Source organism: Aliivibrio sp. S4MY1, assembly GCF_028765545.1.
Lineage (GTDB): Bacteria > Pseudomonadota > Gammaproteobacteria > Enterobacterales > Vibrionaceae > Aliivibrio.
The window spans coordinates 144,839-159,019 of the sequence record NZ_JARACP010000001.1 but is presented as its reverse complement, the minus strand read 5'-3'; the positions used below and the strand labels follow the sequence as shown (position 1 = coordinate 159,019).

General features: G+C 37.8%; 15 protein-coding genes. 8 read left to right on the top strand and 7 right to left on the bottom strand.

The genetic code is table 11. The features are described 5' to 3' along the window. Positions 1-342 precede the first annotated feature (342 nt). Positions 343-1,242, bottom strand: a complete 900-nt coding sequence (locus PVK71_RS00825) for a hydrogen peroxide-inducible genes activator (RefSeq protein WP_274417412.1) — start codon at positions 1,240-1,242, stop codon at positions 343-345. Between the two features lie 130 nt (positions 1,243-1,372). Here PVK71_RS00825 and PVK71_RS00820 point away from each other — a divergent pair, with 130 nt between their 5' ends. Beyond that, the gene (locus PVK71_RS00820) at positions 1,373-1,981 is read left to right on the top strand and encodes a peroxiredoxin C (RefSeq protein WP_122034387.1); all 609 of its coding nucleotides are present in this window, start codon (positions 1,373-1,375) and stop codon (positions 1,979-1,981) included. A 249-nt stretch (positions 1,982-2,230) separates the two neighbouring features. After that, positions 2,231-2,974 (top strand): copper homeostasis protein CutC, encoded by a 744-nt coding sequence (locus PVK71_RS00815; protein WP_274417413.1) that lies wholly within the window; start codon positions 2,231-2,233, stop codon positions 2,972-2,974. A gap of 86 nt (positions 2,975-3,060) precedes the next feature. Here PVK71_RS00815 and PVK71_RS00810 read toward each other — a convergent pair whose 3' ends face one another. After that, complete coding sequence (locus tag PVK71_RS00810) at positions 3,061-3,423, bottom strand: YgiW/YdeI family stress tolerance OB fold protein (RefSeq protein ID WP_130047717.1); 363 nt, start codon at positions 3,421-3,423, stop codon at positions 3,061-3,063. A 58-nt stretch (positions 3,424-3,481) separates the two neighbouring features. Beyond that, on the bottom strand, positions 3,482-4,123 hold the full coding sequence (locus PVK71_RS00805) for an AcfA family outer membrane beta-barrel protein (RefSeq protein WP_274417415.1): 642 nt from the start codon (positions 4,121-4,123) through the stop codon (positions 3,482-3,484). Between the two features lie 132 nt (positions 4,124-4,255). Between PVK71_RS00805 and PVK71_RS00800 the strand changes: the two genes are divergently transcribed. From PVK71_RS00800 to PVK71_RS00775, 6 genes are all read left to right on the top strand, one after another. Further along, positions 4,256-5,194 (top strand): LysR family transcriptional regulator, encoded by a 939-nt coding sequence (locus tag PVK71_RS00800; RefSeq protein WP_274417416.1) that lies wholly within the window; start codon positions 4,256-4,258, stop codon positions 5,192-5,194. A gap of 177 nt (positions 5,195-5,371) precedes the next feature. After that, a complete protein-coding gene (locus PVK71_RS00795) occupies positions 5,372-6,298 on the top strand; it encodes a YadA C-terminal domain-containing protein (RefSeq protein ID WP_274417417.1) in 927 nt (308 codons plus the stop codon). A gap of 198 nt (positions 6,299-6,496) precedes the next feature. After that, positions 6,497-7,420 (top strand): LysR family transcriptional regulator, encoded by a 924-nt coding sequence (locus PVK71_RS00790; RefSeq protein ID WP_274417418.1) that lies wholly within the window; start codon positions 6,497-6,499, stop codon positions 7,418-7,420. Between the two features lie 186 nt (positions 7,421-7,606). Continuing rightward, positions 7,607-8,719: a hypothetical protein gene (locus PVK71_RS00785; protein ID WP_274417419.1), complete on the top strand. Its 1,113-nt coding sequence runs from the start codon at positions 7,607-7,609 to the stop codon at positions 8,717-8,719. 82 nt (positions 8,720-8,801) lie between these two features. After that, positions 8,802-9,443, top strand: a complete 642-nt coding sequence (locus PVK71_RS00780; RefSeq protein ID WP_274417420.1) for a hypothetical protein — start codon at positions 8,802-8,804, stop codon at positions 9,441-9,443. A gap of 317 nt (positions 9,444-9,760) precedes the next feature. Continuing rightward, positions 9,761-10,255 (top strand): hypothetical protein, encoded by a 495-nt coding sequence (locus PVK71_RS00775; RefSeq protein ID WP_274417421.1) that lies wholly within the window; start codon positions 9,761-9,763, stop codon positions 10,253-10,255. 97 nt (positions 10,256-10,352) lie between these two features. Here PVK71_RS00775 and PVK71_RS00770 read toward each other — a convergent pair whose 3' ends face one another. The 4 genes from PVK71_RS00770 to pstA form a co-directional block, all read right to left on the bottom strand. Next, a complete protein-coding gene (locus PVK71_RS00770) occupies positions 10,353-10,913 on the bottom strand; it encodes a VC2662 family protein (RefSeq protein WP_274417423.1) in 561 nt (186 codons plus the stop codon). 162 nt (positions 10,914-11,075) lie between these two features. Next, complete coding sequence (gene phoU, locus PVK71_RS00765; RefSeq protein WP_274417424.1) at positions 11,076-11,774, bottom strand: phosphate signaling complex protein PhoU; 699 nt, start codon at positions 11,772-11,774, stop codon at positions 11,076-11,078. 39 nt (positions 11,775-11,813) lie between these two features. Next, positions 11,814-12,632 carry a phosphate ABC transporter ATP-binding protein PstB gene (gene pstB, locus PVK71_RS00760; protein ID WP_274417425.1) on the bottom strand — a complete coding sequence of 273 codons (819 nt, stop codon included), beginning with the start codon at positions 12,630-12,632 and terminating at the stop codon, positions 11,814-11,816. Between the two features lie 4 nt (positions 12,633-12,636). Continuing rightward, positions 12,637-14,160 (bottom strand): phosphate ABC transporter permease PstA, encoded by a 1,524-nt coding sequence (pstA, locus tag PVK71_RS00755; RefSeq protein WP_274417426.1) that lies wholly within the window; start codon positions 14,158-14,160, stop codon positions 12,637-12,639. Positions 14,161-14,181: the final 21 nt, after the last annotated feature.

Sequence of the window (14,181 nt, the reverse complement as noted above, 5' to 3'; positions counted from 1 at the left end):
ATTTTTACAATTTAACAACATCACCAGCAAGTAATGATCTACTATTTACGTAGTAAAATTACACAAATTAAACTTGTAAAATTGAACATGTAAAATTCACAATTTTAATTTCACAAATAAAACAGCGGGATAGCATAAAAAATTGATTACACTCGATCTTATTTAGAGAAGAGTAAAAAGAAAGTGGCGATATACAACAAGAAGAGAAGAAATAAACTGGTCAGATCTGTTTGATAAGGAATATAAAAAAGTGAGAATCCGGTCACTAATTTCTCTATCATTCAAAAGTAGAAAGGCACCTATTTAAATCAATAAATAAGTGCCTTAAATACAAAAATAAAACTATAAAATATGCTTAACAATATCAGCTAGCTGATGAAAAGCCTGTAAACGAGAAGAGCTTGGGCGCCAAACTAAGCCAATAGCTCGCGATGCTTCTTGACCCGGTGGCTCAACCACAACAAGATTTTGATTATCTAATAAACCATGTTTAATCGCCATTTGAGGAATAAAGGTAGTACCTAATCCATTTGCAACCATCTGAACCAAAGTATGCAGACTGGTTGCCGTAAATGGATTGATTTTTTCTTTTTTCGTCAGCTTACATGCAGAGACAGCATGATCAGTTAAACAGTGCTCTTTTTCTAATAAGAAGACGTATTCATCCGGGAGATCATCATAATGAATCGGAGTGGAAATTGAACGTGCTTGATCTTTACTGATGACCATCTTAAACGGATCATGCCCTACAATTAGGCTCTCCATCCCACCGATATCAACAGGCAAAGCAAGAATAAGAACATCCAATTGACCTTGTCTCAACGCCGCTAATAAATTGGTTGTAGTGTCTTCTCTTAGTAATAAAGTCAGTTGTGGGTAAGTTTGATTCACTTCTTGAACTAGATCGCACAACAAAAAAGGCGCAATTGTAGGGATACAACCGACTCGAAGCTGCCCTTGCATCGCATCACCTTGGCAAAGTGACCCTAGCTCAATTAAATCTTGGCCTTTAGCTAATAGTTCTCGTCCTTGCTCTACTACTTTTTCACCGATAGGGGTAAACACGAGTGTCTTTTTATCTCGTTCATATAAAGGGCAACCAATTAATTCTTCAAGGTTTTGTATTCCTTTACTTAATGTTGATTGGCTGACAAAACACTTTTCTGCTGCGTCACCAAAATGGCGAGTCTCATGCAGAGTAATAAAGTAGTGTAACTGTTTTAATGATGGCCATTTGTTCATCGTTTTTCTCGATTACATTAATCTATTTAATTCGCTTTTTTCAATCATACCTTTTGTACTATAGTTTGTCCTGTTGAAACGCAATGCCAAACACGAAGTTTGGGAAATCAAATTTTTAGGAGATTCAAAAATGGTACTAGTAGGTCGTCAAGCACCAGACTTTACTGCTGCAGCTGTTCTAGGTAATGGCGAAATCGTTGATAACTTCAACTTCAAAGAATTCACTAAAGGTAAGAAAGCGGTAGTATTTTTCTACCCTCTAGACTTCACTTTCGTTTGTCCTTCAGAGCTAATCGCTTTTGACAACCGTCTAGCTGACTTCCAAGCTAAAGGCGCAGAAGTAATCGGTATCTCTATCGATTCTCAATTCTCTCACAACGCATGGCGTAACACTGCTATCGAAGATGGCGGTATTGGTCAAGTTAAGTACCCACTAGTTGCTGACGTTAAGCACGAAATCTGTAAAGCATACGATGTTGAGCACCCAGAAGCTGGCGTTGCTTTCCGTGGTTCTTTCCTAATCGATGCTGACGGTCTTGTTCGTCACCAAGTAGTTAACGATCTTCCACTAGGTCGTAACATCGACGAAATGCTACGTATGGTTGACGCACTAAACTTCCACGAGAAGAACGGTGAAGTTTGTCCAGCACAATGGGAAGAAGGTAAAGCAGGTATGGACGCATCTCCAAAAGGCGTTGCAGCATTCCTATCTGAACACGCTGACGACCTAAGCAAGTAATTGCTAACCTAGAGTATTTACATCAAATACTCGACTGCACCTAAGCTCAACGGTGCATGTGGCTAGAATATTAAAAGCGTATAAACGCAGTAGCCTAAAATCAGAAAGTTTGCCTAATACTAAAAGCCCTGAAGTTATCTTCGGGGCTTTTTTCTTTCTTCTTAGAACTCAATTCTGACGATCTCTTCACACATCTAAGGCTGAATATCCCTTAAACTACTCTATTCCCAATTATTCTTTCTACACATCATGTCTATTAAAATTGAAGTCTGTATCGATAACTTAGAATCACTGCATAATGCTATTAATGGCGGCGCTGATCGTATTGAATTATGTTCATCTCTTGCATTAGGTGGGCTTACTCCAAGTTTTGGTTTCATGAAAAAAGCAGCTGCGATCTCTCCTATTCCGGTTTATGCCATGATCCGCCCTCGACAAGGCGACTTCCTATATGACAACGATGATATCTCTGCAATGATAGAAGATATTCATGCTGCAAAATTAGCTGGCTTACAGGGGGTTGTCTTTGGGGTATTAAAAGCCAATGGCGATATTGATATGCCATTATCTGCACGGCTAATGAAAATAGCTAATGACAATGATTTAGGTGTGACCTTCCATCGCGCTGTTGATCAATGTTCTAATTATAAAAAAGCGATTGAAAACATTGCAGAGCTTGGCTGTGAACGTATTCTGACCTCAGGTCTTGCGGCTAATGCCTACGATGGTATTAACGTTTTGACTGAAATGGTTAAATTAGCAAATGGGCGATTTGAAATATTAGCAGGCGCAGGTGTCACCGCTGCTAATGCAAAAGAAATTATAGAAAAGACCGGTGTAACTGAAATTCATTTATCTGGTAAATCAACTCGTCCAAGTAAAATGAAATTAGTATTGGATAGTGTAAAAATGGGCGCAGGGGATTTAGATGATTTTATTGTCCCTGTGACGGACTCTAAAAAAATTGATGCTGTAAGACAACAAATTAGTTAATACGCTTTACTCTAATGACAAAAATGCCAGAGTTAATCACTCTGGCATTTTCACTATAAAATAACGATTTATTACTGGGGTTAGTATTATTTTGCTAATTGAACAGAGTTAACGTCGATCATCGTCTCTGTCCACTCTTTATCTACTTCACCATGAATAACTAATTTCGTTTCTGGTGTTGCTTCGATACCGTTCCAGTCTTTATTATCAATCTCAATTCTAATTTCACCAGTAGCATCTTTAAATTGGTATTCTTCATTACCCAGTGATGACGTAATGTAACCAGTCAATACTACCGCTGCATCATCAGCTGAATCTAACGCTGAACGAACAGTACTTACAGAAACAGAGCTAGGACCATTGAATCCACCAGTAACAGGGGCGTTTTGTGCAGCAAATGCTGTTGAAGATGCTAATACTAATGCGCTTGCTAAGATAATTTTTTTCATTTTATTGTGTCCGAAATTTATAATTAAATACTAAGTAACAATACTAAGTAACGCTATATTAAAAGTAGTAAGCTGAACTCAACATGAACGAGGTTGAATTAGCTACGCTATCCGCTTGATAACTTGCTGAAGCACCTAAAGCTAGGTTTGGGATCACCATGTATTCAATACCTACGCTTGCGATACCGCCTAGTGCTGTTTCTGATTTTGATGCCCCAGGAGTATAACTACCTTTTTCAACATATTCATGATCTGTAAGATCATTTTCATATTCAGTGTAAGCGGATGAATCAAAGTTGTATTTTGTAATCGTTAAACCTAAGCCCGTTTTTAACTGTAGCTTTTCATTAATATGGTAGAAATACACTGGTTTAAAAGTAAATTGAGTTGCATCTAAATCGGCATCCCATTCACGTTCTTTTGTATAGCCAGCTTTATCTGATACTAACATTTGGCTACGAGAGCCATCACTCTCAAATTTCTTATAACCTAATTCTAGACCAAAATCATTAAAACGATAGCCAACAAAACCACCAAAGGCTGAACTTGAATCATCAGGAGTGAGTGTCACTTTATCTTGTGAAAAAGTTGTTGAGTAATCATGACTCATATTTGTTACGCCATATTCTAAACCAACGTATGGAGCAGCAACCGTTGCTGTTGAAGTTGCAGTCATTAGTAAAAATACATACTTTTTCATTATAAATTCAATCCTATAGTTATGGGGTTAAGCTTGGTCTTAATTCGTTATGTAGGTACTATAGAGGATAGATCGTGAAGGAAGCGTGAAGAGTGATTAAATAATTTTAAATTTATAAGGAAATAATTCACTATGGCAAAAGATCTGTTCACTACATTAGATTTAAATTTATTGAGAACCTTTTTAATTCTTTCTCAAGAGTTAAATATGCGCAAAGCTTCTGAACGCTTATTTGTCTCACAACCGGCAATCAGCCAAGCGCTACAAAAACTGCGTAACCATTTTAATGATGAGCTATTCATTAAGGTTCGTCATGGTCTTAAACCAACCCCTTTTGCTGAAGAGTTAGCTGAAAATATCCAGCCTTATTTAGATGGCTTATCTTCAGTATTAAATGCCTCTCAAGAATTTCAGCCCGCAAATTTAAATAAAATGCTAAAAATAGCTCTAGCGCCTCAAGTGTTAACCTGCTTATCTGGCGCGTTATTTCATGAAATAAAAGAAAAGGCTCCCAATGTCGATCTACAACTTGTCAATTGGTCAGAGTCAACCTTTGATGATCTTGCCAAAGGTAAGCTAGATATGGCAATCAATTACGAATATGACAAGGTTCCAAAAGAATTACTTTCAAAAAAACTAATGACAATAACAGGTTGCGTAATCATTAGGAATGATCACCCAATAAAGAAAACTATAGCTACACCTTATGACTTTGAAGGCTATGAACTTGCATCATTAATCATCCCGGGCTGGAACGATAATAAAAGCTTAGCGAGTGAAGTTCTAACCAATATGGATATTGAACACAAAATAGGATTTCGCTCAGAACTTCCAATGGCATTAATAGATGTGGTTCAGCATACGGATATGTACTTCCCTTCTACCTCACTTTTTCCTATACATCAATATTCAGGCTTAAGACGTATTGACCTCTGTTTTGATGATATTCCATTAAACTATCCTATTTATAGTTACTACCATCAAAGGCATAAAAAAAATGCCCTACACCATTGGATAAATCAATTGATTACAGATTTATTATCAGAAGCAAACATTAAAGAAAATTTATAATCAAGACTGAAAATAAATCGAATAAATAAGCAATACTTATAACTAATATAATTACAGGTGATTAGAAAGTAATCGCCTATCTCAATATTATTCATTCCATCAAACGGAAACAGATTTATCGGTAAGCAAGGATGCTCATTACTGATCTAACTTATGATTAATATTGAGAGTTATAAAATGAAAAAATCTATCTTAGCATTATCCCTAACAGCCATCTTTTCTTCTTCTGTTATGGCTGAAACCATTCAGAACTCAGCAGAACTTCCAGGAATTGACAACTCTGTACCATCTGTATCAGAACGACCACAACCTGATTTCGGGAACACGCCCGACTGGGGATTAGGTCCAACTCAACCACCAGTTGCGGATAACTCACCTGAACGTCCAACTCCTGATTTTGGAGATACACCTCATTGGGGAATTAATCCTGACAAACCAGTTGACCGTCCTCAGCCAGATGACGCATCTCCTGATTATGGTAAACCAATGCCACCAACTCAGCCTCCTGTAGATAATACTCCAGAGCGACCAACACCAGACCATTCACCTGATTGGGGAATTAACCCAGACAAACCTGTTGACCGTCCTCAGCCAGATGATGCATCTCCTGATTACGGTAAACCAATGCCGCCAACTCAACCACCAGTTGAGGATAATTCACCTGAACGTCCACAACCACAAGAACCAACTCAGCCACCTATTGATGACAATACGCCTCAACGACCAACACCTGATTTTGGTGATACGCCAGAATGGGGGATCCCGCATGTCACTGATGGTGAGCGTATTACTTCATTAGAAAATGAATTTAAAGCAATGGCAGAAGAAAACAATCGTCGTTTTAATGAACAAGATGAAAAGATTGATGGTGTACGAGCAGGCTTACACGCTGTTGCCAATGCGCGTCCATTTGTAACTAGTGGTGAGTTTGCAATCGGTGCTGGTGTCGGTTTCTCAGGTTCTAAAGAGGCATTAGCGTTAGGTGGTGCTTACGGTATCAATGAGCAATTAAGTGTTTCTGGTACTTTCCATTATGAATCATCAGGTAGCTACTCATCATCGGATGTTGCTGGCGGCGTTGGTGTTCAATACAGCTTTAAATAAATAACTCTCGCCCCACCAAGGATTGGTAGGGCACTTTATTCTATCTATAATTTGACCTTATTTTTAACTACACAATATTCTGTCTTTGACGTGTTATCTTATGATAGCCCTTGCCTCTGTCTCTCATCCAGAGGCTTTTTTTCTTTACCATAATGCAATTCTCTGCTCCAATGAAATAGTATTCAAAGGAGTGATATCATGGCTAAAGACTTGTTTTCTAATTTAGACCTTAATCTTTTAAGGACTTTTATTATTCTGCATCAAGAACGAAATATGCGTAAGGCCTCTGAACGCTTATTTGTCTCTCAACCTGCAATCAGTAAAGCTCTGCAACGTTTACGTGATCACTTTGGTGATGAACTATTTGTAAAAACCCATCATGGCCTTCGAGCAACTGAGTATGCTAATCAATTAGCAGAAAGCATATCACCAATACTAGATGATCTTTCTTCCACACTAAATGAAAGTAATGAGTTTAATCCACAAGAGCTCGATGGCGTAATTAAAATCGCTTTATCTCCTTTTCTTTTAAGTGCAATTGCAAATAGCTTATTTCAAGCGATCAGAGCTGAAGCGCCAAATGTTCAAGTACAATTATTAAACTGGTCTAAGTCAACAATGACAGACATTATCAATAACGAAGTTCAATTAGGGGCTAATTATGAAATTAGTCATGCCCCTAAAGAATTAATCCAAAAGCCTATAGCTCAAGACCAATTTACTGGCTATGTACGAAAAGACCATCCCTATAAAGGTAACGGGATTGAAGTAAAAGATGGTTTTCATTTTGAATTAGCAACAGTCATTGCCGTTGATTGGAATTCTCATCAATCCTTAGCTGAAAAAATCCTTAAAATTAAGGGACTAGAGGTAAATATTGGCTTTAGATCAGAATTACCATCAGCCGTTATTGATGTCGTTAATAACTCAGACATGCTATTCCCTGCATCTAAATTTTTAGAAATAGAACATAACCACCAATTACGAAGCCTTAAAATTCTTTTTGATAATCAAGACATTAACCCTAAAGTCTGTGCTTATTATCACCATAAAAATCGTAATAACCCAACCATGCTATGGTTAAAAAACATTCTTCAATCATTACTCATTGATAACTCCTAGTTATTAGCCCTATTCACTTGAGTCATTAATAACTCAAGGTTAAAGCCTCTATTCTTTTAAGGGATTAGAGGTTTTTTTGAGCATTTCATATACTTCTCTCATCGGCTAGGAACGCCACAAACAAGCAAAGACGCTTTCAAAAATTATGGCGATATCGCCAACCATTACATTAAGAGAGAAACCAATATGAAACTTAAATTAATTGCATCTTTAGTTGCCGCATCATTCCTAGCTGGCTGTTCTTCTTCTGGCTCATCAGGTAGTAATGATACTTCACCTCAAATTGACCTAGAGAACCCTATCGAATTACCATTATGGGGTGACGAAGGGGCAAAAGAAGTGACTTTTGTTGAAGTACAAGGTCAAACAAACATCATTGTTGAAGGCCAAAGTGTTGGCTATGTTAAAGACAGCACAGTTTACAACTCAAATGGCGACATTGTTGGTACGGTAGACATCGTTCAAAAAGATGAAAATGGCCAACCAATTGCTTTTGTTGGTAAAACAGCAAATGGCGCAGACATCACATGGACCAAATCTGGTGGTTTAGTTATCAATAACCCACCACAACAAGAAAATCCAATTGAAATCCCAGTATGGGGTGGTGATGAAGCAAAATATATTGAATTAGTTGAAATTAATGGCCAAACAATGTTAACCGTAAATAATCAAACGGTAGCTTATGTAGTCAATGGTGATGTTCGTAATACTCAAGGAGAGTCTATTGGATCTTTGGCTTATCACGAAAAAGATGCTCACGGAAATCCATCCGTTGTTGTTATTCAAGGACATGATGGTAATACCTATTCTTGGAATAAATCGACTGGATTAAATATTTCCAAAACAAATGTTGATGGTGGTTGGGGGCTTCAACCAACACCTGAAAACCCAATCCGTGACGGTATCATTGATCATGGAAACATTGGCGATTCTATCGAGATCACAGTAAATAAACGTGGCCATATAATTATTGGTAATGACATGGTTGTTGGAGATTCAGGTTACAGAGTTCAAGACACAATGATGGGTACAGTGATTACAAACCCAGATGGTAATGTTGTAGGTGTAACAGCAACTAAAGAGTTTAACTACGGGCTAACTTATTCTTTAGTAAAAACAGAGCATGGCGTAACGATTGTTCAAGGTCGTAAGAATACATTAGGTCAAATAGATGTTGAGGGAGCAAAAACAATCACTCAAGACCAAATTGATTCAGTCAAAGATAAAGCTAAATCTCTATCTCAGGAGCAGCGTCAGCAAATTAAGCAAGCTATCAAGGACAGAGCTCCACGCTCATAAGATTGGCTAGCGTTTGATAAATAAAGCAAAGGAGTCGCTATACAGTGACTCCTTTTTTATTTTTACTACTGAGTACTTAATTATGCGCCTTCCGATTTTATTGTTATCTCTAATTACTTCTTTATTTGTTTCTGCGAAATACCATGAGCCAGATTTAAGCGTTCAACTTTCTCAAAATAATGATGAATGGATAGGAACCGTTACTGCCAACCTTCAAGCTACAGAAGAAATTAGCTTCACAGCAGATATCGATTCAACCGGTTATTTAGAAATAGGTTCTGGCTATGGCGTTATGCTTGGGCAGTTTTATACTGAAGCTTTCGTTAGCTATGGACGAGCTGATTTCATTGATATTTATAATGCAGGCCTATTTACAGGCACGGCATTAACTCAAGACATTATGATTTTCGTAAACACTTCTCATGAGTGGCGTGAATCTGTTTTTTCAGATTTATTAAATACAACAACAAACCGAGAATGGAAAAATACACTCGGTGCTAGCTACACAATTAATGAGTGGAGTAGTTTTAGCTATTCATTTACTCATGACCGTGAACTGACTGGCTCAAAAAGCTATTACAACAGCCAGGATGTCACCCTTACCCTAAAGCCTAAATGGGTAGAGCCTTATGTGAAATACACCTTTGGTGAATCACGAGTAAGCCCTAGTGATAGAACCAGAACAGAAAATAGTTATGAAGTTGGGTTCAATTTACGCTTTTAAAACGTTGGGGATTTATGACTTTCTTAATTATGCTTTCACTCCCTCTAATCGTTTTATTTATATCTATAAAATCAATGATACAAGATAAATAATTACCCTTTGGTAACTCTCTCCCCTGCATAGGTAACTTGGTGCAGGGGCTTTTTATTTTTATTACTCACACTTCTTCCTCCTCATTAATAAGCTTTAGTTATGATTAAGATAAACACTAGTGATTAGTGATGTATGCAAGGATTTCTTACTATAGCTCCATCAAAACAATTAAAGATAAAACAAAGCACGGATGCTTTTTTAAACCATTATGAGAGAGTATCCAGATGAAAAAATCACACCTAGTTCTTGCTATCGCAACCTTATTTAGCGCTAATACTTTTGCTAATGACTTCCACCTTTCCCCTGAAATTAAAATCGGTCCTTACGGCGGCTTTGGTATTCAAGCAGGTGTTACTGACGCACTTGGCTTTGATGCGGCTTTTATTAGCTACGGGCGTACGGTTTATAGCAGCTCAATGTATGATGAAACTATCGATTCGTATCGTTTTGGTGTTCAACAGATGTTTGGCGCATCAAAAATGCATGGTATGCAGCTTGAGATCGGTCTTGCCGATTATGATGGTAAGAAAACTAAAAGTGGTGAAACTACAAAAGAAAGCGCATTAGGTTCAAGCATTGGCGCATCTTATGTTTTCCAAGCAACGGACCACTTAGGGCTAAGAGCTGGAGTTGACTTGAATTACTTCCCGATGAGCGACACTTATATTCCTTATGATTTATCAACGAACTTCAATATTGGCATGACATTCACTTTTTAAGTGATACCAATTCAAATATGTAAATGACCAGATACAAAAATGGCGCTGCTTTATAATAAAACAGCGCCATTTTTATTTAATATTGAATTGTATCAAATTACATCGCAAAGTTTACGATTGGGAAACAAGGTAGGAAACCATTTTCAGCACAGTTAATCAAACCAACCTGAACACCTTTTATGTCAGATGTCATGTTGAAAAAACCGACTTGAACGTGTGAATCATTTGAAAGGTTAGCAACACCAACATCAACCATGGTGTAACCTTCAGAGTAGTTCACTGCAGATACGTTTGCACCTTTAACATTATTCGTGATATTTACAAAACCTAAGTTAGCACCTAAATCATCACCCATATGCCAGTTAAACAGACCAAAAGATGCACCTGTCATGTTACCATTAACTTTGTTTGCACCAATAAATAGCGGGAAGTTAACACCGGTTAGATTATCACTTTCTGACATACCAATCGCAAAATCGACACCTGTTACATCGCCAGTTTTACCATGAAGAGCCGCCAAACGAACGCCTTTTACTTCACTTGCTGCTGGTGCGTTAAATCCATTCAATGATGAAAACATCACAGGTGTACTATCCGCCATAGCGAATGATGAAACCATAGATAACGCCGCGCAAGTACCAACTAAAATCTTCTTCATAATATATTCCTTTATTACTGTAATTTATGATTATTAACTGAATCTATTTTTGTATCATTCATCGCATAATAAGTACGACAGTTCATAATATACGCATTAGTTCTGATAAATACAGCATAGTTCAAAAAGTAACACTATGATTATTATTTTTAAGCCAAATCCTTACTTGATCACATCATCTATATTTTGATCACCAATATGGCGCACATCTTTACCTTTAACGAAATAAATAATGTACTCACAAATATTCTGGCAACGATCGCCTACTCGTTCAATGGCACGAGCAGCCCACATCACTTTCATCACGCTTGGAATCGAGCTTGGATCTTCCATCATATAGTTCATTAACTGACGAATAACAGCATTGTATTCTGCGTCTATTTTATCATCAAACTTATACGCTTCAGTCGCTGCTTTTACATCCATTCGAGCATAAGCATCCAATACTGAATGCATCATTTTAACGGATTGACGACCTAGAGACTCAAGAGAGACCAATAACGACTGGTGTTTATTCGAGAAATTTTCTAGTGATACTTTTGCTATTTGAGAAGCAACATCACCAATACGCTCTAAATCGGTAATGGTTTTGATTATCGCCATAACCAAACGCAGATCACTGGCAGTGGGCTGTCGCTTAGCAATAATGCGAGTGCACGCTTCATCGATTGCAACTTCCATAGCATTTACTTTATGATCTTCATGCATTACTCGTTTGGCTAAATCGACATCGTGGTTGTGCAATGCCTCTAATGCATAGGTAAGCTGCTGCTCCACCATCCCACCCATGGTTAATACATGAGTTCTAATGGCTTCAAGCTCTGTGTTAAATTGGCCTGAAATATGTCGACCAAGTTGCATGGTATGTCCTTATTTTATTATTGGCCTATCGTAGGATAGTTATCCATAACGGCCTGTAATGTAGTCTTCTGTTTGCTTATGTACTGGTGATGTGAAAATCGTATTTGTATTACCGTATTCAACCAATTTACCTTGATTGATAAAAGCGGTGTGATCACTCACTCGTGCCGCTTGTTGCATATTATGCGTCACAATAACAACGGTATATTTACTTTTTAGCTCATAGATAAGCTCTTCAATCGTCAGAGTAGAAATAGGATCCAATGCTGACGTTGGCTCATCGAGTAATAATACTTCTGGCTCAATAGCAATTGCTCTAGCGATAACTAAACGTTGCTGCTGACCGCCTGATAACCCAAAGGCATTCTCATGTAATCGGTGTTTAACTTCATCCCATAATGCCGCAGCTTTCAACGCATCTTCCACCGCTTCATCTAATACTCGCGCTTCTTTAATCCCTTGTAAACGTAAACCGTAAACCACATTCTCATAAATTGATTTAGGAAACGGATTTGGTCTTTGGAATACCATTCCTACACGGCGACGCAGCGAAGGGATATCAGTATTAGGTTGATAAATATCATCACCAAAAAGCTTGATTGACCCTTTAATTTTACAGTTATCAACCAAGTCGTTCATGCGGTTAATGCATCGCAATAATGTTGATTTACCACAACCAGACGGCCCAATAAATGCCGTTACCTGCCCCTTAGGAATACGCATTTCAATATTCGATAATGCTGACGTTTTCCCATAATTTAAACTAAGGTTATTAATATCTATGGCGGTATTTTCATCTGATAAATTATTTACGTCTATTGGCGATAGAAAAGAGAGATCCGGTGATAATGAATACATACAGTTATAACTCCAATGTTCTATATTTCTCTCGTAAATTATTACGAATCGCGATAGCCGTTAAATTTAATCCAATGATAACAGTGACTAATAAAAAGGCCGTTGCATACACAATAGGTCTTGCCGCTTCAACATTGGGGCTCTGAAAACCAACATCATAAATATGATAACCAAGGTGCATAAATTTTCTATCTAAGTGTAAATAGGGCGCAACGTTATCGACAGGCAAAGAAGGAGCCAGTTTTACTACACCAACTAACATAAGAGGCGCGACTTCTCCCGCAGCTCTTGCTACCGCTAAAATTAATCCCGTCATGATCGCAGGGCTTGCCATAGGCAAAACAATTTTCCATAACGTTTCAAATTGAGTCGCCCCTAACGCTAAGGAGCCATGACGTACTGAGTTTGGAATACGACTAAGCCCTTCCTCGGTTGCAACAATGACGACGGGTAATGTTAAAATAGCTAAGGTTAATGCTGACCATAATAAACCAGGCGTTCCAAATGTAGGGGTCGGCAACTTATTAGAATAGAACAACTGATCGAGCGTTCCGCCCACCACATAAACAAAGAAACCTAAACCAAATACACCATAAACAATAGATGGCACACCAGCAAGGTTTATGACCGCTATCCGAACTAACCTAGTTAGCATATTTGGTTTCGCATATTCATGAAGATAAATCGCGGCAATAACCCCTAATGGCATCACAATAATAGACATAAGAAGAACTAATAAAATAGTGCCAAAAATAGCAGGGAAAACACCGCCTTCCGAGTTTGCTTCTCGCGGACTATCAGAAACAAAGTCATACAACTCATCAAACCAATGCCCTATTTTTTCTTGCAGTGACATCGCATTAGGAAACCAGATATCAACCACATTATCACTGCGTAATTTATAGCTATTTCCCTGACTGTCTTTTAACGTTAAATAGCTGTAACTCAATTGATTTGAAATTCTTTTTGCTTGTTCATTGAGCGCATTTTCTTGTTGCTTACGCTCACTACTAGATAAAGCTAAACTTGGTAATGTATCAAGTTGACGATAAAGCTTATATTGCTCTTGTTCTAATAAATCAATTTTCGCTTTTTCACTTCGAACCCATGACTCTACCTGTTGTCGGTTAAGCTCAAGGCCATTCGATGTTTTAATAATAGTGCCAAAATATTTACCATGCTGGAGCCGATCGACCACAACAAGATCTTTAGGTTTGGTAACCGATTGGATCTTATCCTGATTAATATTAATAAAATCGAATCCATTAATATCTCGGTTCCCAACTTTTATAATTAAACGCTTTTGATGTTCTGTGCTTTTCTCATGAAACTTTTCAACATCATACAACTGCCCGATAATTACTTGTCCGTCTGTTGTATGCCACTCTTGTAATGCCGTAGGCCAAAAATAAGATAAGCCCTTCCAACCAATTAATAGCAGAATACCAAGCACGGCAATCATACTAATGCTCACTGAACCCGCCGTTAGCCATATCCAAGGTGAACCTGATTTAATCCAATGCTTCATTTATTTACCTTCATTAAGATC

Excerpts from the sequence above, each read along its gene's own strand:
- PVK71_RS00825 (WP_274417412.1), bottom strand. The coding sequence starts at position 1,242 with ATGAACAAATGGCCATCATTAAAACAGTTACACTACTTTATTACTCTG.
- PVK71_RS00800 (WP_274417416.1), top strand. The coding sequence starts at position 4,256 with ATGGCAAAAGATCTGTTCACTACATTAGATTTAAATTTATTGAGAACC.
- PVK71_RS00780 (WP_274417420.1), top strand. The coding sequence starts at position 8,802 with ATGCGCCTTCCGATTTTATTGTTATCTCTAATTACTTCTTTATTTGTT.
- PVK71_RS00810 (WP_130047717.1), bottom strand. The coding sequence starts at position 3,423 with ATGAAAAAAATTATCTTAGCAAGCGCATTAGTATTAGCATCTTCAACA.
- PVK71_RS00770 (WP_274417423.1), bottom strand. The coding sequence starts at position 10,913 with ATGAAGAAGATTTTAGTTGGTACTTGCGCGGCGTTATCTATGGTTTCA.
- PVK71_RS00795 (WP_274417417.1), top strand. The coding sequence starts at position 5,372 with ATGAAAAAATCTATCTTAGCATTATCCCTAACAGCCATCTTTTCTTCT.
- phoU (WP_274417424.1), bottom strand. The coding sequence starts at position 11,774 with ATGCAACTTGGTCGACATATTTCAGGCCAATTTAACACAGAGCTTGAA.
- PVK71_RS00790 (WP_274417418.1), top strand. The coding sequence starts at position 6,497 with ATGGCTAAAGACTTGTTTTCTAATTTAGACCTTAATCTTTTAAGGACT.
- PVK71_RS00785 (WP_274417419.1), top strand. The coding sequence starts at position 7,607 with ATGAAACTTAAATTAATTGCATCTTTAGTTGCCGCATCATTCCTAGCT.
- PVK71_RS00805 (WP_274417415.1), bottom strand. The coding sequence starts at position 4,123 with ATGAAAAAGTATGTATTTTTACTAATGACTGCAACTTCAACAGCAACG.
- PVK71_RS00820 (WP_122034387.1), top strand. The coding sequence starts at position 1,373 with ATGGTACTAGTAGGTCGTCAAGCACCAGACTTTACTGCTGCAGCTGTT.
- pstA (WP_274417426.1), bottom strand. The coding sequence starts at position 14,160 with ATGAAGCATTGGATTAAATCAGGTTCACCTTGGATATGGCTAACGGCG.
- PVK71_RS00775 (WP_274417421.1), top strand. The coding sequence starts at position 9,761 with ATGAAAAAATCACACCTAGTTCTTGCTATCGCAACCTTATTTAGCGCT.
- pstB (WP_274417425.1), bottom strand. The coding sequence starts at position 12,632 with ATGTATTCATTATCACCGGATCTCTCTTTTCTATCGCCAATAGACGTA.
- PVK71_RS00815 (WP_274417413.1), top strand. The coding sequence starts at position 2,231 with ATGTCTATTAAAATTGAAGTCTGTATCGATAACTTAGAATCACTGCAT.